Origin of the sequence: Spinactinospora alkalitolerans, from assembly GCF_013408795.1 — a bacterium.
Taxonomy (GTDB): Bacteria; Actinomycetota; Actinomycetes; order Streptosporangiales; family Streptosporangiaceae; genus Spinactinospora; species Spinactinospora alkalitolerans.
On the sequence record NZ_JACCCC010000001.1, the window covers coordinates 277,067 to 294,897 of the forward strand.

Genomic DNA, 17,831 nt, shown 5'->3' on the forward strand with positions numbered 1-17,831 from the left:
ACCGCGGCAGCCGGCTCCCGCGCGGAGCCCATCGTCGAACATCGGTGAGGCCCCGCTCGCCGCGGGACCCTCGGGCAAGGGGCCGACCCGCTCAGATCTCGTTGCCGGCGAGCACGTCGGAGGCGTCGACGATGCGGTAGGCGTAGCCCTGCTCGGCGAGGAAGCGCTGGCGGTGCGCCGCGTAGTCCTGGTCGAGGGTGTCGCGGGCGATGACGGCGTAGAAGCGCGCGGCCCGGCCGTCGGACTTGGGGCGCAGCACGCGGCCGAGGCGCTGGGCCTCCTCCTGGCGGGAGCCGAACGACCCCGACACCTGGATCGCCACGCCGGCCTCGGGCAGGTCGACGGAGAAGTTGGCGACCTTGGAGACCACGAGCGTGCGCAGCTCGCCGGAGCGGAACGCGTCGAACAGACGCTCGCGCTCCTTCACCCGCGTCTCGCCCTTGACGACGGGCGCGTCCAGGGCCGCGCCGAGCTCGTCCAACTGGTCGATGTAGGACCCGATCACCAGCGCCTGCTCGCCGGAGTGCCGCTCCACCAGCTCGCGCACGACACTGCTCTTGGCCGCGGTGGAGGCGCAGAAGCGGTAGCGGTCCTCGGGCTCGGCGGTGGCGTAGGCCAGCCGCTCGCTCTCGGTGAGGTTCACCCGGACCTCGACGCAGTCGGCCGGCGCGATCCAGCCCTGGTTCTCCATCTCCTTCCACGGCGCGTCGTAGCGCTTCGGCCCGATCAGGGAGAACACGTCGCCCTCGCGGCCGTCCTCGCGCACCAGAGTCGCGGTCAGCCCGAGCCGGCGCCGCGCCTGCAGGTCGGCGGTCATCCGGAAGATGGGCGCCGGCAGCAGGTGCACCTCGTCGTAGACGACCAGGCCCCAGTCGCGGGCGTCGAACAGCTCCAGGTGGGTGTGCACGCCCTTCCGGCGCGCGGCCATGACCTGGTAGGTGGCGATGGTGACCGGGCGGATGTCCTTGCGGGTCCCGGAGTACTCGCCGATCTCGTCCTCGGTGAGCGTGGTGCGGCGCAGCAGCTCGTTGCGCCACTGGTGGACCGCGACGGTGTTGGTGACCAGGATCAGCGTCGTGGCCTTGGCCATCGCCATCGCCGCGGCCCCCACGATCGTCTTGCCGGCGCCGCACGGCAGCACCACGACGCCGGAGCCGCCGGAGTGGAAGCCCTCGGCGGCCTCGCGCTGGTAGCCGCGCAGCTCCCAGTCGCCCTCGGCCAGATCGATCTGGTGCGCCTCGCCGTCGACGTAGCCGGCCAGGTCCTCGGCCGGCCAGCCGAGCTTGAGCAGCGCCTGCTTGAGGTTGCCGCGCTCGCTCGGGTGCACCGCGACCGTGTCGGGCTCCACCCGCTCGCCGAGCATCGACCGGAGCTTCTTGGCCCGGACGACCTCCTCCAGCACCGCCTGGTCCAGGGCCTGCAGCACCAGGCCGTGGACGGGGTGGGAGAGCAGCCGGAGGCGGCCGTAGCGGTCCATCGTCTCGGCGACGTCCACGAGCAGCGAGTGCGGCACGGGGTAGCGCGAGTAGCCGATGAACGCGTCGACGACCTGTTCGGCGTCGTGACCGGCGGCACGGGCGTTCCACAGCGCCAGCGGGGTGACCCGGTAGGTGTGGACGTGCTCCGGGGCGCGCTCCAGCTCGGCGAACGGCGCGATCGCACGGCGGCACTCGTCGGCCAGTTCGTGGTCGACCTCGAGCAGGAGCGTCTTGTCGGACTGGACGATCAGCGGTCCGTCGGTCACGGTCGTCTCCTTGGGCCGTGTCGGCATTGTCAGCGGGCACGGCCGGGCGGTCTGCTGTGGTCACGGGAGGGAGCGGGCCGGTGCCCGGTCGCACCGGCGCGGGGACGGCGGTTTGGGCCGTGGTCCGGTCCGTGGTCCGGGCGGCGTCCAAGCCTACCGGTCGGCGGATCGCCCGGTCAGGGTGGTGAGCGGGCCAGTGCGGCCGTGCGGGCGGATGCCCGCGCCCGGGAGCGGACCTCCGCGTCCGCCGGACTCCCCGTCCCTGCCCAACGCGACGGCGGCGGGCGGGATTCCCGCCCGCCGCCCGCGGATCACGCTTCGAGCGAGATCATGATCAGGAAGAACACCACCACGGCGACGGCGAGCCCGATGTGGATGAAGTTGCAGATCCACGCCCAGCGGGTGAACTTCTCGAACTCGTCGGGCTCCTTGTCCTTGCTCAGCGCGATGGCGGCGAACACGATCCCGATGATGTTGGTGGTGCAGCACGTCACCGTGGTCAGGATCGCGATGACGAGCGCGGTGATGGCGCCGCCCTTGGCCGGCGGCGGCCCGGGGGGTCCGGGGGGTCCGTAGGGCGGGTAGCCGGGCTGCGGGTAGCCGCCGCTCTGCCAGGCGCCGGACGGCTGCCCGTACCCGCCGCCCCACCCGGGCTGCTGCGGCTGCCCACCCCAGTAATCCGGTGGGTCGGGCCATTGGTTGCTCATTCGGGCCTGCCTCCGTCTGCTCTTCGCCCGGCTATGGGAATTGGACGCGACCGGGGCGGTCGCGTTCCGCGGAAACCGCGGACATCAGGAAAAAGTCAGTAGTTCGTTACCGGTGAGATACCGTCCACCCACGACCCCGCCTGGGTCAGGACCACCCCGAACAGCACGAACATCACCACGAACATCACCGCGGCGGCGCCCAGGCAGTACCAGGAGTAGCGGGTGAGCGTCTCGGCCTGCGCATAGAGACCGCGGTCGCGCTTGTGCGCGGCGCGCACGGCGAACACGATCCCGACGACGCCGAAGATCCAGTTCGCGCAGCACAGGAACGTGAGGGCGTGCAGGATCAGCACCATCGTGGAGCTGCTGGACCCCCCCGGCGCCCGCTCGCGTTCGGCCCCGCGCTCGTCGCGCCGGTCGTCACCGTCACCGCGGTCGCGGGGACGGCCCCGATCGGGCCGGTCCTCCTGAGGCGAGGACGCTCCTGGCGGCAGCGACTGGTTGCTCATGGCCTCGACTGTCCCTCTCCGCGGGTTCCGTGGGTCTGCGGGTCCTCTCCATCCCATCAGACCCGGCGGCCCGTGCAGAGAGGGTTGTGCGGCGCATCCGGGTCGGCCCGGTCCACCGCTCGGGTCCGTCAGCCGGCCGGCTTCCCGGTCGGCCGTCCGGCCGGATCCCCACCGGGACCGACGGCGGCGACGCCGGTGATGCGGTGCACCGCGAATCGGTGCACGGCGGCGCGGGTCGCGTCGTAGGCGGTGAGGTAGCCGCCGTCCACCCGGGCCGGCTCCACGATCCTGCTGCTGGCGCGGCCCTCGGTGTCGAGGTAGCCGATCCAGACCCGGCGGCCGTCCACGGCCGCCGAGGACAGGGCCGCCAGGGTGGCCGCGGTGGGCGAGCGGGGCGGTTCGGCCTCCGGCGCGGCGATGGGGCTCCGGACCGCTGTCGCGGCCTCGTCCCCCGCGCGCAGCGCCCGCACCGCTGCCATGCGCAGCTCGGGGCCCGGCGGCTCGGGCTCGGTGAGCTCGCCCGGGGCGCGCCGCGCCGCGCGGCGGACCTCGGGGCGGCTGAGCTGGACCGACCCGTCGACGGCCTCGGGCACCGCGTGGTAGCCGAGGTCGTTCAGCCGGTCCAGCAGGACCGGCCTGGTGGACCGGCCGGCCACCACCGTCGGGGCGAGCCGGAAGAGCATGAGATCGGCGCAGCGGCGGTCGTTGAGGAGCTCCTCCAGCACGGCCGGGTCGTCGCAGCGCAGGTAGCTCGACGCGGTACCCACGCGCAGCCTGCCGTGGCTGCGGGCGATGTCGGAGATGAGGTAGCGCAGCGGCTGCGGGAGCGGGGTGGTGGAGTGCCGCTCCAGCAGCTCGGTCAGCTCGCCCGCGCCCCGCCCGGCGTCCAGCGCGCGGCGGACCGAGTCGGCGCTGAACCGGTAGACGGTCGCGCCGCCGGTGGACTCCACGTCGGCGGCCAGCGCGAGTTCCCTGGCCAGCGCGGGCACCAGCGGTCCGGGAGCGACCGCGGTCAGGTCCCCCTGGACCAGGAAGTGGTCGAGCGGCTCCGGCAGGGACCGGGCGAGCTCGGCAGCGGCGGCGGAGTCGGCGGCGAAACCGGCCGGACCGTCGTCGTGGCGCGGTCCGGTCGTCTCCTCCAGCAGCGCGCGTGCGTGCGGGGCGAGCGCGTCGCGGCCGGTCAGGCCGAGGACGCGGGCCTCGTCCAGCGCGGTCTCGACCAGGGTGGTGAACGCGGGCCCCTGGCGGCGCGGACGCAGCCACGCGAGGTGCGCGGCCACCGACTCTCCGGTGGGCGCCGTCGCCTCGGGCGCGGCGGCGAGCGCGCGCAGGACGTCGAGCCGGACCTCGGGGGCCGAACGCCGGTCCAGGCCCTCGCCGAGGACGTTGCGGGAGCGCCCCCGCGCGTCCTTGGTGCCGCCGAGACCGGCGACGCGGGTGGAGCGCAGCCACGCCTCGGCCAGCCGCACCCAGCGCCGCGCGGGTTCGGCCGCCCGCCAGACGTCGTAGTCGGCGGTGGGCAGCCATTCGCCGTCGACCTCACCGCTGGCCGCGATGAGCCCCGCCGAGTGCGCCGCCTCGACCAGCACCGCCGTGCTCGCCTCGTCGGAGTCGAGGGCCTGCGCGCTGCGCCGCAGGTCGCGCACTCCCAGGCCGCCGTTGCGCAGCACGCCGGGCGGGTCGGCGGCCCACGACTCCAGGAGTTCCTCGATCCCCCGGATCACCGTGAACGCCTGCCCCGCCGCTGTCCGCGCGACCGTCGTCGCGGTGCGCTCGGGGCCGGACGGCCGCGGCGGCTCCGCCTCGACCTCCCGGAACAGTCGGCCGCCGCGCAGGTGCAACGCCACCTCGCGGGGGAGCGTGACGGTGCGGTCGTCGGTCGCGACCAGCAGGCCGCGCGCCAGCAGCCGGTCGATCGGCGAGGTCGCGGAGGCCGCGTCGACGTCGCGGTCGGCCTGGGAGACGGTGCCGTGCGGCGGGCCCCAGACGAGCCGGTCCAGGACCGGCCGGGCGTCGTCGCCGACCTCGGCGAGCAGATCGGCCAGCCGGCCGGTCCGGGCGATGGCGGCGGCGATGCGGTCGGCGGGGTCGCCGCCCTCGTAGCCGGTGGCGAGCCCGAGGTCGGCGGCCAGCCGGTTCAGCCGGTCGGCCGACCGGCCGGCGAGCAGGACGCGCATGGGAGGGCCGAGGCCGGCCGGCTGGGTGAGGATGTCGCGCAGCACGGTCACGGGGCGCAGCAGTCCGCCGTCCTCCCACACCAGCGCGGCGCCGCGCAGCCGGTCCAGTGCCGCGTCGAGCGCCGGTGCGGGGGCGTCCAGCGCCGTGGAGAAGGTGCGGCGGTCGGTGCCGTGCGGGGCGCTGGAGGCTCTGTCGTCACCGAGGGCCAGCAGCCCTTCGAGCACCTGGAGGGAGAACCGGTCCAGCCGGTCCAGGACCCGGACGACGGCCGGCCGCGAGGTGGCGCGGGCGGCCAGCCCCGCGATGTCGGCCGGCACCGGGGTGATGAGATCCGCGCGCGCGGTGAACAGCGCTGCCAGCTCCTGATCGGACAGGCTCCGCAGCCATGAGGTGTAGGTGAAAGGACGCCCTGCGGTGTGGCGCACCGCCGGCTCCGCGTCGTCGATCATCGCCCATCACGCTATGCCATGCCGGGGACACCACGCATGCGAGACCGGTCACGCCCGGCGGCCGGTTTTCCCGGACCGGAAGGTGATCTTGCGGCACGATGGGCCTATGAGCGAGCGCTCGGACCAACTGGTACTGGAGTACCTGGCGAAGGTCGGCGACGCCGCGCACCAGTACCTGCCGCCGCGCCGCCGCACCGCCTACATCACCGAACTGCGCGGCCGGATCGAGGACGCGTGCAGGTCGGCGCGGGCGCGCGACCCGGAGCAGGTACGCCGGGTGCTGCGCGGGTTCGGCGATCCGGCCGCGCTGGCGGCGCGGGAGTGCGCGGACCCGCCGCAGGACGCGGAGGCGGCGCGGGAGAGCCGGACCGGGCCGGAGGCGCCGACCGGACCGGTCGAGTCGGCCGCATCGGACAAGGCCGCCACGTCGGCCAAGCCGTCCAAGGGCGGCCTGACCGGCGGGTTCGCGCGGCAGGTGCGATTGCAGCGCGATCCGCCGCCGTGGCGCGGCGGTCCGAAGAGGAGCCGCCCGCGCCGGATTGCCACCCGCGAGGGCGCCGACGGCGGTCCCACACCGGGCGGGCTCTCCCCGGGCGACCTCGTCCCAGGCCTGCTCGCGGCGGTCCGGCGGCACCCGGCCGAGCTCTTCGCCATCGCCGTGTACCTGGTGAGCGCCCTGGTCGGGGCGGCGGCGTTCCTGTGGGTGATCGCCGCGGTGCAGGTGGGGCTGAGCCGGGTGTGGGACCGCTCCGACAAGCGGGTCGCGGTCGGCGTCCCGATCGCCGCGACGGTCGCCGGCATGCTGCTGTGGCCGGGCGAGGCGCCCTACATCGACGAGATGATCCGGCTGTCCCTGCTGGACACCGGCCTGGTGGGCATGCGCCTCGCCGTGGGCGGCTGCGCCCTCTACCTGGCCGTCCGGATCGCGCGCACCGCCCGGGCCGGGACGGCGTGACTGCTGCGCGCCACCGCGCGGCGCAGCCGTGCCGCACCGCCGGGGCCGGCGTTGGGTCATCGTCCGTTAAATCCTCAGAAATATACTCCTTGACCTGCGTTTTCGCGGGTGTTTCCGCCGGGGTCCCGAGTAATGATGTCCATGCGTTCCGCTCCACTTCCAGTTCACCGCAGGAACGTGATGGGCACCCTGGGCGGCGGCCAAGCCATTGTCGTAGGCCCACCGGGGCGATCCCGGCGCTGGTGCGCCATCCGGTTGACGGCATCCCGAGACCGCCGGGTCCCGTCCCACAACTCCGCAACCAGCGGTATGGGGATGCCGCCGAGAGAGGCCCGGAGATCCGCCTCCGGGCCTCTCGCCCACCCGTGGCACGGGAGGCGGCCGCATGACCGGTTACGGCCGTGTTCCGTGGTGCTTTGCGGCAATTCGCCCCGGTCGATCTATCGCATCCCCCGAGTGCTTCGCACTAGCCTGAATGTGCGCCCATGTGAAGATGGGGCCGGGAGGCCGAGTGGACGTCCGACCCGCGGGGAGGCGGCCCGTCGGCTTCCCCTTCTTGTTCCGACGGCGAGAACGATGAGGTCACACGTGCCCACCGGCAAGGTCAAGTGGTACGACAGCGACAAGGGTTTCGGTTTCCTCACCAACGACGACGGCGGTGAGGTCTTCGTGCACTCCTCCGCGCTCCCCGCGGGCGCCGACTCCCTGAAGTCCGGCCAGCGGGTCGAGTTCGGCATCGTCGAAGGCCGCAAGGGAGCCCAGGCCCTGCAGGTGAAACTGCTCGACGCGCCGAGGTCGGTGGCCAAGGCGATGCGCAAGAAGCCCGACGAGATGGTCCTCATCGTCGAGGACCTCATCAAGCTCCTCGACGGCGTCTCGACCGCGTACCGTAGGGGTAAGCACCCAGATCGCCGCGAGGCGGCCAAGATCGCCCAGGTGCTGCGCGTCGTCGCCGACGACCTGGAGGCCTGAGCGTCTCCGCCGTCCGCACGCCCGCGGCACCCGAAAACCCGAGAGGGCGCGCCCTGTCACACCGCCGTGACCGGGCGTGTCATGCTGCCCTGGAAACCACGTAACGGTCGGCTATCGATCGCCGTCATGGTCAAGTTGGTGCCCGTAATCAGCGAAAATGGAAACGTGAGCCGTACCCGTCGTTCTCCCACACCAGACCAGGCATGCATCGCAGCGGTGGACCTCGCCCGTGCCGCGGCCGCCGAGATCGGACGACCGGAGTGGGTTGGCGAACACCTCTCCGCACAGGTCGAGGGTGACCGTCTGGTCACCCACCTCTTCGCCTGCCTCGATCCCGCCTACCCCGGCTGGCATTACGCCGTCACCGTCGTGCGCGCCTCCCGCGCCAAGCACGTCACGGTGAACGAGGCGGTGCTGCTGCCGGGTTCCCAGGCGCTGCTCGCCCCGGAGTGGCTGCCGTGGAAGGAGCGGCTGCGCCCGGGCGACCTGGGCGTCGGCGACCTCCTGCCCAGCTCCGAGGATGACGAGCGGCTGATGCCGGGCTACGCGCAGGTGGCCGACGACGAGGTCACCGAGGACGGCGACGACAAGCAGATGGTCTGGGAGCTCGGCCTCGGCCGGGCCAGGGTCCTGTCCGACACCGGCCGCGAGTCCGCGGCCGAGCGCTGGTACAACGGCGCCGCCGGGCCGCACAGCCCCATCGCCGGTGCCGCTCCGGCCCAGTGCGCCACCTGCGGCTTCATGACCCCGCTGGCCGGCGAGTTCCGGCAGATGTTCGGGGTCTGCGCCAACGAGTACGCGCCCGACGACGGCAGGGTCGTCTCCCTCGACCACGGCTGCGGGGCGCACTCCGAGGCCGCGCCGCCGGCGCCCCCGTCCGAGCCGGTGACCCCGGTCGTCGACGAGCTGGGCTACGACCACATCGTCTTCGACGACACCACCGAACTGGAGCTGGTCTCCTCCGAGAAGTGACGCCGGCGCCCCGCCGCCGCGTCGGCCCGACGGCCGCGTGCGCGGTCCTTGGCTTCTAGGGGGTGTGAAGCCTCGGCCGAAGGTGGGATTCGCGGTGGTTGGGCGATTCTCTCGCGTGGCCGAAGGCCCGTGGACGGAAATCGCCCACCCGCACGCCCTCCCTCCTGGGGCCGGCCTGACAGACCCCTGGACTCAAGGCCTCCTTCAGAGCCCCCGGGCCGGGTCCGGGTCCAGGTCGGCCTCTGCGAGGAGGTCGAGGACGCTCCGGGGGTCCCTCAGGACCGCGGCCACCAGGTGGCGCAGGTCCCAGCGGCCCGCCGTCCAGGACAGGGCGCGGGCGAGACCGTCGGTGCCGCTCGCGTGCACCTGGCCCCCGATGCAGCGCCACTCCACCCGGGTCCCGTCCACGGTCAGCTCCTCGTGGTGCAGGTAGGTGAGGACCCCGGTGTCGAGGAAGACGCGCACCTCGTCCGGCACCTGGCGGACCTCGCCCGCCGACGTCACCCGGCCTTCGACCTCCTCGCCGGCCAGCGCCAGGTCCAGGACGTCGGCCAGCGCGGCGGCGTGCTCGGCGGGGACCAGCACCACCGGGCGTCCGGCCAGCAGCGGGAGCAGGTCGGGGGCGTCCACCACCACCGCGTCCTCGGCGTCGGCCACCACGATCGCGCCGTCGCGCACCGCCCGCACGCTCTCCGGCGGCGACGCCCGTTCGGCGTCCACCCCGGCCAGCGCCGCCCAGATCCGCCGCAGCGACTCCCGGGAGACCCGCCGCCCGGGGTCGCCCAGCCGGTCCAGCAGCTCGTCCGGCCCGTCGGGCTCGGCGAGCAGGTCGGCCAGCCCGGTGCGGACGCCCAGCGCCCGGGCGAGGTGCGGGTCCAGTTCCGAGGGAGCCTCGTCGTAGAGCCCGGTCAGCGCCGGATCGGCGTCACCGGTCCGCAACTCCACCGGCCGCCGCCCGTCCAGGAGCGCGCCCGTCCGCAGCCACCACGCCGTGTAGGACGGCACGTCGACCGAGCGGCCGTCGCCGCGCAGCACCCGCACGGGTTCGGTGACCGCGGCCCGAGGCCCGCGCGCCGCCAGCAGCTCCAGCGCCCGCCGCCACCGGTCCTCGCGCACGAACTCCAGGTCCCGCACGCCCACCAGTTCCGGCACGACCGGCGGCAGGTCGGGGTGGCCGAGCCGCTCCATGACCTCGGCGGCCCAGTCCTCGACGCCGTCCAGCGGCAGGTCGTCCAGGCTTTCGTCCAGCGCGGCGCCCAGCGTCACGTCGCTCGCGCGGCACAGCGTGAAGGAGCGCAGCACGCCGACCGCCTCCAGCGTCTCCGCGTCGTAGCGCCGCACCAGGTCGTCGGCGACCACGCCGAACGGGGCGTCCTCGGCGAGGACCTCCAGCAGCGGGCTGTCCGGGAGCAGCAGCTCGCCCGCCAGGGAGTAGCCGCCCTCGTTGTCGCGCAGCGCCAGCTCGGCCAGCCACGGGGCCTCGTCGACGGTGGCCCCCGACGCCGAGACCAGCTCCAGCACCGACCGGGCGATGTCGTCGGGGTCGTCGGCGTCCAGCGAGTTCTCCACGGCGGCCCGTGTGAGCGGGTCGGTGAGCACCGCGCGCTCGTTCGCCTCGACCGCGCCGAGCCGCAGCAGCAGCGGGTCGACGGCCCGCGGATGCACGATCCGCAGGCCCAGCGGCGCCAGCGCGCCCGGGTCGAGCGCGTCGGAGCCGAACGCCGGACCGCTGGGCGCCAGCAGTCCGCGCGGGCCGCGCACCAGCCGCCCGTCCACCAGCGGCACCGGGAGCGCGCCGAGCTCCTCCAGGTCGGCACCCTGCTGCCCGGCCGAGCGCAGCGCGGCGTACAGCCGCGCCCACCAGGCCGGATCGTGCTCGAGGTCGCCGAGCAGGTCGGCCAGTTCGGCGAGTCCGACGCGGCGCAGCCGCAACTGCCCCAGACCGGGATGGCGGAGGTTCCAGTCGCCCGGCAGCACGGTCGGGATCAGCTCGGACAGCACGTCGACGAGTTCGGTGCCGCCCTCCACCACGACGGCGTCGCGCGGCCGCACGGGTTCGCCGGCCGCGGTCACCAGGAACGGCGTGTCCAGCAGGGGAGCGGCCACCTCGCCGCGGAACCGGGCGTCGAACTCGCCGCCGCGCATGAGGTTGACCGGGACGAGGTCCCAGGTGGCCCGCGGATCGAGCAGGCGGAGCAGGTCGCAGTAGGCCCCGGCGGCCTCGGTGATGAGCGTGTCGGAGGCCGGGCCGAAGGCGATGTGGCGCCGGTCCGGGGTGAGCGGGAAGGAGCCGATGAGCAGCGCGGGGACGTGCAGCTCCTCGTCGCTGGGCGTCGGGGCGTGCACGACGCGGGGCACGTCGGCGGGCAGGCCGGCGACGCCGCCGGCCTCGTCGACGGCGACGGCCCATGTGAGGCTCCAGTCGGTGCGGCCGCGCTCCTCGGTGGGGCGGTCCGCGAGCCGGTCGGGCTCGAAGCGGCCGGTCCGGGTGACCGTGCGCCAGTGGGTGCTGCGCTCGCCGGAGCCGTCGTCGATCCGGGTGACCAGCTCCCCGTCGGCCGCTCCGGGCCGCACGCGCAGCGTCCGGACGGCGCCCTCGACGTCGATCTCGACCTCGGCGAGGTCGGGCAGCGCGAGCAGCAGCGCCTGCCCGGTCTCGCCGAGCAGCCGGTTCAGCCGGACGCGGGCATCGTCGTCGCGGAGCCTGAGGACGACGGAGCTGTCGTAACCGTCGGGCGTGCGCGCGTCGGACTCGAACGGCAGCCGCAGCAGCGGCACGTCGCCGCCGCGCCGCTGGAGCTCCGCCGCCAGCTCCGGGCGGGCCCGGCCGCTGTCCAGCAGCGCCTCGCGCACGGCGGTGCGGGCGAGGTCGCGGGTCCAGCGCACGGCCCCGTCGCGGGAGGCGACCGTGACGTCGTCGCTGAGCGCGACCACGGCCGAGAACCCGACCCCGAACCGCCCGACGGAACCGCCGGCGTCGGCGTCGTCGCGCTTCGCCGAGACCCGCAGCGTGGCGAGGGACTCCACCCCGGCGGGGGTCAGCGGGGCGCCGGTGTTGGCCGCCGTGAACACGTCGCCGCGCAGGGTCAGCCCCAGCCGCCCCCGGACGCCGGCCCGCCGGGCGGCGTCCGCCGCGTTCTGCGCGAGCTCCACGACGATCCGGTCGCGGTAGCCGCCGAGCGCGTAGTCCTCCTCGGCGTTGGCGTCCTCCCGGAATCGGGCGGGTGAGTCCGCCCATCCGTCGAGAACTCGTCGCCGCAGTTCAGCGGTGCCGAACGGATCGGCCGTCACCTGGACCATGCGGGCTCCTCCCGAGTCGGTGCGGGACCACGGTACGCGACCGCCCACCCGTTCTCAGACGGATTTTCCCGACCGGCCGGGGCGATCCCGCGCGGACCGCTCGGCGCGCCCTACCGCGCCACGCGGAAGAAGCCCTCGGCGATCAGCGCGCGCAGGGTGTCGGGGGTGCGTTCGCGCAGGTCGGCCTGGTCCTGGCCGGTCAGCTCGGCGATGGCGTCGAGCAGCGGGCCGACGGGCATCGTGCCGTCGCAGACGCTCGCCAGCGCGGCCTCCACCGTTCCGACCTGGGCCACCCGATGCAGGCCCGAGCCCTGGCGGAGCAGGATGCGCTCGGGGTCCGGGGCGCCGGGGACTCCGACGCGCTCCTCCTTCACCCCGGGGGCCAGCGCCACGTGCGCCGACAGCAGCGCGGCGTCGGTCAGCCGGTGCGAGGTCATCGCGCCGTTCACCACCTCCGGCAGGTACGCGCCGACCGGCTGCTCGATCTCGTGGCGCAGCTCCTCCACCCGCACCGTGGCGTCCTGGGCGGCGTCGTTGCGCAGGCAGATCCAGCCGAAGCCGATGCCTTTGATGCCCTCCCGCTCGAAGTAGTCCAGCCAGGCGTCGTAGCGCCGGGTGTACTCGGGCGTGCCGTGCTCGCAGGAGTCGCGCAGCCACAGCTCGACGTACTCCGCGGGGTCCTGCACGTCGCGCTGCACGACCCAGCCGGAGCAGCCGGTCCCGGTCACCCACGCGCCGACCCGGTCCCGCCAGTCCTCGCCGTCCACGTGCAGCCAGTTCGCCAGCAGTTGGCACCAGCCGCCGTCGGTGAGGCGCCGCGGGGCCCCGCGCACGATCTCGGCGCACACCGCGTCGCCGGAGAGGTCGGACTCGCGGTAGGTGTAGCGCGCCGACTCCGGGGTGATCACGAACGGCGGGTTGGAGACGATGAGGTCGAAGCGCTCGTCCCGCACCGGCTCGTACAGCGACCCTTCGCGGGTGCGCACGTTGTCCAGGCCCGACAGCGCGCAGCTCATCTCGGCCATCCGCAGGGCGCGCGGGTTGACGTCGGTGGCGCAGACGTCGGCGGAGCGCTCGGCCAGGTGCAGGGCCTGCACGCCGCAGCCGGTGCCGATGTCGAGGGCGCGCTCCATCGGCCCGTCCACGATGAGCCTGGACAGCGTCGCCGACGCGCCGCCCGCGCCGACCACGTGGTCCGGGTGCGGCTGTCCCAGGCCGGGGCGGACGGTGGGGTCGGAGACGACGTAGCCGGGACGGCCGTCCGCCAGCTCCCACGGCCCCAGGTGCACCAGCGCGCGCACCTCTCCGCCGGCCACCGCCAGCAGCCCGGTCTCGGCCAGCTCCGCGACCGGCAGGATGGCCCGCGCCGCCTCCTCGGCCACGGGCTCCTGCAGCCACCACAGCCGCAGCAGCACGCCCAGGCCCTCTTCGCCGCCGGTGGCGCGCAGGGCGGGCACGAGCTGCTCGCGGGCGAGCGCCCGCGCGGCGGTGTCGCCGAGCCGGTCGCGTACGCCGGAGACGGTGTAGTCGGCCTCGATCAGGATTCGGCGAAGCCGCTCGGCGAGATGGCGTGGGAAGGGGTGGAACGAATTCGGCACGCGCCCATTATCAAGGACATATGCCACTCCGGGACCGTGTGGTCCGGGTCCTGGACCGTTGACGGGGAGGGGGCGGGGATTGTCTCCAGGTCTTGGCCGGGCCCGTGCGGGCCTGGTGGGGCTGTTGTCGGCGCGAAGCGTCCGGCGACGCGGAAGGTCGCGGGATTGCCGCTGTCCAAGGCTCCGGCCGTCGGTGGCGGGCGACCGGCAGAAGGCGTGCGGCGTGACCTTTCGCGCCGCCACCGCCGGCGCGCTGACGGCGGCCTTCCCAGGTCATGCGGTGGTGAACGAAAGGACTGCGGCCACAGCCTCCCGTTCCCGTCAACGACTCAGGACACTAGGCGCTCTCGTCGGCCGGCTGCTCGCCGGGGGGCCGCTCCTCCTGGTCCTCCTGCTCCTCGGCGGCGGCCGCGCGCTTGGCGGCGTGCCGATCCTCGGCATCGGAGCGCTTGCGCAGCAGCCGCGGGATGTAGAAGAAGGCGAACACGCCGAGCACGATCCCGGTGACGCACACCCAGATCCACCAGCGGTCGGACTCGGCCAGCCGGTCGCCCATGGCGAGCAGCACCACGAGCGCCACGGCCCATGCCGCGGCGCCGAGGGCCGTGGGGACGCGGTAGTCGCTCTCCAGGACCTCGGGGTCGGGCTGCCGGGGCTTGCGCACGGTTTCAGGCTAGACGATCGGCCACATCCACCGGCACGGAGCGCCCGCGGTTGTGCGATCCTCCTAAAAGCGGCAGGTCAGCATGGTTTGAGTTAGAGGAAGATGCAATTAACCTGACTCAGTACCGTAATCCGGACAGATCAGGCTCAGACGAGTGAATCCAACGCCCAATCCCGCCCCCCAGGACACGGAAGCCCCCCCGAGCACCGGTTTCAAGGGTGTGCTCGACCGCTACTTCCAGGTGTCGGCGCGCAGATCGAACTTCGCCCGCGAGATCCGCGGTGGCCTGGCGACCTTCTTCGCCATGGCCTACATCATCGTGCTCAACCCGCTGATCCTCGGCACCGCCGAGGACATGAACGGCGACGTGCTCGGCGGGGTGCGAGTCGCGGCGGTCACGTCGCTGGTCGCAGGCGCGCTGACCATCCTCATGGGCGTCGTCGGCCGCTACCCGTTCGCCCTGGCGGCGGGCATGGGGCTCAACGCCGTCGTCGCCTACACCCTGGCCCCACAGATGACTTGGGCCGACGCGATGGGGCTCGTGGTCCTCGAAGGCCTCATCCTGCTGGTCCTGGTGCTGACCGGCTTCCGCAGCGCCGTGTTCCGGGCGATCCCGCCCGGCCTGAAGACCGCGATCGCCGTCGGCCTCGGCCTGTTCCTCGCCCTCGTCGGCTTCGTCAACGCCGGCTTCATCCGCCGCGTGCCCGACGCGGCCGGCAGCACCGTGCCGGTGCAGCTCGGCGAGGGCGGCCTCAGCGGCTGGCCGATCCTGGTGTTCGTGGTCGGCCTGCTGCTGACCGTCATCCTGATGGTGCGCAAGGTCAAGGGCGCGCTGCTGATCGGCATCATCGCCTCCACCGTGTTCGCGATCGCCGTCGAGGCGCTGGTCGGGGTCGGCCCGATGGTCGACGCCGAGGGCGACTACAACCCCACCGGCTGGGCCCTGGCGCCGCCGGTGGTCCCCGACTCCGTCGGCGCGGTCGTCCAGCCGCCGGACTTCAGCCTGATCGGGCAGTTCAACCTGTTCGGCAGCTTCGAGCACGTGGGCGTCATCGCGGCGATCCTGCTGATGTTCACCCTGCTCCTGGCCGACTTCTTCGACACGATGGGCACCATGGTCGGCGTCGCCGGCCAGGCCGACCTGCTGGCGGAGGACGGCGACCTGCCCGGCGCCCGCAACGTGCTGGTGGTCGACTCGCTGGCCGCCGCGGCGGGCGGCGCCGCCTCGGCGTCCTCGGCCACGGTCTACGCCGAGTCCGCCGCCGGGGCCGGTGAGGGCGCGCGCACCGGCTTCGCCTCGGTCGTCACCGGGGTGCTCTTCCTCGTGGCGACCCTGTTCTCCCCGCTGGTCACCCTGGTGCCGTTCGAGGCGGCCACCCCGGTCCTCATCGTCGTCGGCTTCCTGATGATGACGCAGGTGACCAAGATCGACTTCTCCGACTACGGGGTCGCCATCCCCGCGTTCCTGACGATCGTGATCATGCCGTTCTCCTTCTCGATCGCCAACGGCATCGGGGCGGGGTTCGTCAGCTACGCGGTCGTCAGGATCGCGCAGGGCCGCGCCAGGGAGATCCACCCGCTGATGTGGATCATCGCGGCGGCCTTCCTCGCCTACTTCGCCCTCGACCCCATCCGGGCCCTCCTCGGCGTGTAGCCCCTTCACGGGCCGGTCGAGGCGTCCAAGCGCTACAGTGCCCTGTCCGCGCGCAGCGGGCGGGGCACTTCGCGTTCGCGCGGTCCGTTGTGATCGAGACCCCGTTTTCCCGCCGCCCGGATGATGTGAAATACCGCGCCGCGATATATTGTTAGCAAGAGTAATGAGCCATGCTAATGAAGCATCCCAACGTTTCCCAGCAGACCAGGACCGACGCCGGTCTGGCCGCGGTGCTTCGCGTGGCCGTGGGCAGGCTCGCCAGGAGACTCCGCGCGCAGCGTCCGGACGCGTCACTGTCCCTGGGGCAGAGCGCCGTGCTGTTCACGCTCGCACGGCATGGGCAGATGACGCCCGGCGCGCTCGCCGACCACGAGAAGGTGCAGCCGCCGTCGATGACCAGGATCATCGCGGCGCTGGAGGAGCGCGCCCTGGTGCGCAGGAGGAAGCACCCGGACGACCGGCGCCAGCAGTTGGTGGAGCTGACCGACGAGGGCTCCCAACTGGTGCGGGCCGACCGGCGCAGGCGCGAGGCGTGGCTGACCCTGCGCCTCGCGGAGCTGACGCCGGAGGAGAAGGCGACCCTGCGCAAGGCGGCGGAGATCCTGGAGCGGCTGAGCCAGTCTTAGCCGGGGCCGCGGCCGGGGTGCGTGAGGAGGAGACCACGACCACCACGACACCCCGGACGCGCGGCCCCGAACCCGGCACAGCCCCCGAATCCGCCGGTGGCCCCGACGTGCCCGCGCCGACCGCGGCCGGACCCGTCGAACCGAACCGACCCGCCGAACCCACCGGGTCCCCCTCCGACGCCGAATCCGCCGGGGACGCCCCGAAGCGCGGCCGCGGACCCGCGATGTTCCGCTCCCTGACCGTCCGCAACTACCGGCTCTTCGCCATGGGCCAGGTCGTCTCCAACACCGGCACCTGGATGCAGCGCATCGCCCAGGACTGGCTGGTGCTTCAGCTCAGCGGCGGCAGCGGCATGGCGCTCGGCGTCACCACCGCGCTGCAGTTCCTGCCCATGCTGCTGTTCGGCCTGTGGGGCGGCACGCTCGTGGACCGGATGTCCAAGCGCCGCCTGCTCATCGCCACCCAGGCCACGATGGGCGTCCTCGCGCTCGGCCTCGGCGTCATCGCCACCGCCGGCGCGGCCCAGGTGTGGCACGTCTACCTGTTCGCCTTCGCGCTGGGCATGGTCACCGTCGTCGACAACCCCGCGCGCCAGACGTTCGTCGTGGAGATGGTCGGCCGCGACGACCTGCCCAACGCGATCGCCCTGAACAGCGCCAGCTTCCAGCTCGGCCGGGTCGCGGGCCCCGCGGTCGCCGGCCTGCTCATCGCCGTGATCGGCAGCGGTCCGGTGTTCCTGATCAACGCGCTGTCCTTCATCGCCGTCCTCACCGGCCTGTGGATGATGCGCCCGGGCGAACTGCACGTCACCGAGCCGGCGCCGCGCACCAAGGGCCAGATCCGGGAGGGCCTGCGCTACATCCGCGGCCGCCCCGACCTGATGCTGCTCCTGCTCATGACCGCCTTCCTGCAGATGTTCGGCGCCAACGTGCAGAACCAGATCGCGCTGATGACGAACAACGTCTTCCAGGCCGGAGCCGGCGCGTTCGGCGTGGCCGCCGCGGCGATCGCCGTCGGCGCCCTGGCCGGAGCGCTGCTCGCCGCCCGCCGCGACCGCCCGCGGCTGCGCACCGTGCTGGCGGGGGCGTTCGTGTTCGGCGCGCTGGAGATCGCGTCGGCGGCCGCGCCCGGCTACCTGCCGTTCGTCCTCGTGCTGGTGCCGATGGGCGTCGCGTTCCTGACCTTCAACACGGCGATGAACGCGACCTTCCAGCTCGGCGTCGACCCGCAGATGCGCGGCCGGGTCATGAGCATGTACATGCTGGTCTTCCTGGGCATGGCCCCGATCGGCGCGCCCATCGTGGGCTTTCTCGCCGACACCTTCGGCCCGCAGGTCAGCCTCGCCACGGGCGGCGTGGTCACCGTTGTGGTGACGGCCCTGGTGGCCGTGCTGCTCGGCCGCAGGCTCGGCGTCTCCCTGCGGGTGACGCCCCTGCGCCGCCCCTTCGTCGAGATCACCCGCCGACCGCTGGCCGAGGCGGAGGAGAGCTGATCGAACTCCG

Annotated in this window: 13 protein-coding genes; 6 read left to right on the top strand and 7 right to left on the bottom strand. The window is 73.6% G+C overall.

All coding sequences use genetic code 11. The features are described from left to right. Positions 1-91 precede the first annotated feature (91 nt). From HDA32_RS01430 to HDA32_RS01445, 4 genes are all read right to left on the bottom strand, one after another. Entirely contained in the window at positions 92-1,771 is a 1,680-nt protein-coding gene (locus HDA32_RS01430) for a DNA repair helicase XPB (RefSeq protein ID WP_179641447.1), read from the bottom strand. 284 nt (positions 1,772-2,055) lie between these two features. Beyond that, complete coding sequence (locus HDA32_RS01435; RefSeq protein ID WP_179641448.1) at positions 2,056-2,451, bottom strand: hypothetical protein; 396 nt, start codon at positions 2,449-2,451, stop codon at positions 2,056-2,058. Positions 2,452-2,546: 95 nt separating this feature from the next. Continuing rightward, complete coding sequence (locus HDA32_RS01440; protein WP_179641449.1) at positions 2,547-2,960, bottom strand: CD225/dispanin family protein; 414 nt, start codon at positions 2,958-2,960, stop codon at positions 2,547-2,549. A gap of 128 nt (positions 2,961-3,088) precedes the next feature. Further along, a complete protein-coding gene (locus HDA32_RS01445) occupies positions 3,089-5,587 on the bottom strand; it encodes a helicase-associated domain-containing protein (RefSeq protein ID WP_179641450.1) in 2,499 nt (832 codons plus the stop codon). A 106-nt stretch (positions 5,588-5,693) separates the two neighbouring features. Between HDA32_RS01445 and HDA32_RS01450 the strand changes: the two genes are divergently transcribed. The 3 genes from HDA32_RS01450 to HDA32_RS01460 all read left to right on the top strand — a co-directional run bounded on the left by HDA32_RS01450 (position 5,694) and on the right by HDA32_RS01460 (position 8,486). Continuing rightward, positions 5,694-6,542 (top strand): HAAS signaling domain-containing protein, encoded by an 849-nt coding sequence (locus HDA32_RS01450; RefSeq protein WP_179641451.1) that lies wholly within the window; start codon positions 5,694-5,696, stop codon positions 6,540-6,542. A gap of 588 nt (positions 6,543-7,130) precedes the next feature. Then, positions 7,131-7,514, top strand: a complete 384-nt coding sequence (locus tag HDA32_RS01455) for a cold-shock protein (RefSeq protein WP_179641452.1) — start codon at positions 7,131-7,133, stop codon at positions 7,512-7,514. A 216-nt stretch (positions 7,515-7,730) separates the two neighbouring features. Next, the gene (locus tag HDA32_RS01460) at positions 7,731-8,486 is read left to right on the top strand and encodes a DUF3027 domain-containing protein (RefSeq protein ID WP_312862997.1); all 756 of its coding nucleotides are present in this window, start codon (positions 7,731-7,733) and stop codon (positions 8,484-8,486) included. Between the two features lie 204 nt (positions 8,487-8,690). Here the strand turns inward: HDA32_RS01460 and HDA32_RS01465 are convergent, their stop codons facing one another. From HDA32_RS01465 to HDA32_RS01475, 3 genes are all read right to left on the bottom strand, one after another. Continuing rightward, positions 8,691-11,786 carry a sacsin N-terminal ATP-binding-like domain-containing protein gene (locus HDA32_RS01465; RefSeq protein ID WP_179641454.1) on the bottom strand — a complete coding sequence of 1,032 codons (3,096 nt, stop codon included), beginning with the start codon at positions 11,784-11,786 and terminating at the stop codon, positions 8,691-8,693. Positions 11,787-11,896: 110 nt separating this feature from the next. Further along, positions 11,897-13,384: a DUF7059 domain-containing protein gene (locus HDA32_RS01470; RefSeq protein ID WP_179641455.1), complete on the bottom strand. Its 1,488-nt coding sequence runs from the start codon at positions 13,382-13,384 to the stop codon at positions 11,897-11,899. Between the two features lie 337 nt (positions 13,385-13,721). Further along, on the bottom strand, positions 13,722-14,048 hold the full coding sequence (locus tag HDA32_RS01475; protein WP_179641456.1) for a DUF2530 domain-containing protein: 327 nt from the start codon (positions 14,046-14,048) through the stop codon (positions 13,722-13,724). Positions 14,049-14,202: 154 nt separating this feature from the next. Between HDA32_RS01475 and HDA32_RS01480 the strand changes: the two genes are divergently transcribed. The 3 genes from HDA32_RS01480 to HDA32_RS01490 all read left to right on the top strand — a co-directional run bounded on the left by HDA32_RS01480 (position 14,203) and on the right by HDA32_RS01490 (position 17,821). Beyond that, complete coding sequence (locus HDA32_RS01480) at positions 14,203-15,702, top strand: NCS2 family permease (RefSeq protein ID WP_179641457.1); 1,500 nt, start codon at positions 14,203-14,205, stop codon at positions 15,700-15,702. Between the two features lie 170 nt (positions 15,703-15,872). Beyond that, a complete protein-coding gene (locus HDA32_RS01485; protein ID WP_376766925.1) occupies positions 15,873-16,328 on the top strand; it encodes a MarR family winged helix-turn-helix transcriptional regulator in 456 nt (151 codons plus the stop codon). Positions 16,329-16,552: 224 nt separating this feature from the next. Continuing rightward, a complete protein-coding gene (locus HDA32_RS01490; protein WP_179641458.1) occupies positions 16,553-17,821 on the top strand; it encodes an MFS transporter in 1,269 nt (422 codons plus the stop codon). The last annotated feature ends 10 nt before the right edge of the window (positions 17,822-17,831 follow it).

Excerpts from the sequence above, each read along its gene's own strand:
- HDA32_RS01430 (WP_179641447.1), bottom strand. The coding sequence starts at position 1,771 with ATGCCGACACGGCCCAAGGAGACGACCGTGACCGACGGACCGCTGATC.
- HDA32_RS01435 (WP_179641448.1), bottom strand. The coding sequence starts at position 2,451 with ATGAGCAACCAATGGCCCGACCCACCGGATTACTGGGGTGGGCAGCCG.
- HDA32_RS01440 (WP_179641449.1), bottom strand. The coding sequence starts at position 2,960 with ATGAGCAACCAGTCGCTGCCGCCAGGAGCGTCCTCGCCTCAGGAGGAC.
- HDA32_RS01445 (WP_179641450.1), bottom strand. The coding sequence starts at position 5,587 with ATGATCGACGACGCGGAGCCGGCGGTGCGCCACACCGCAGGGCGTCCT.
- HDA32_RS01450 (WP_179641451.1), top strand. The coding sequence starts at position 5,694 with ATGAGCGAGCGCTCGGACCAACTGGTACTGGAGTACCTGGCGAAGGTC.
- HDA32_RS01465 (WP_179641454.1), bottom strand. The coding sequence starts at position 11,786 with ATGGTCCAGGTGACGGCCGATCCGTTCGGCACCGCTGAACTGCGGCGA.
- HDA32_RS01485 (WP_376766925.1), top strand. The coding sequence starts at position 15,873 with ATGCTAATGAAGCATCCCAACGTTTCCCAGCAGACCAGGACCGACGCC.
- HDA32_RS01490 (WP_179641458.1), top strand. The coding sequence starts at position 16,553 with ATGTTCCGCTCCCTGACCGTCCGCAACTACCGGCTCTTCGCCATGGGC.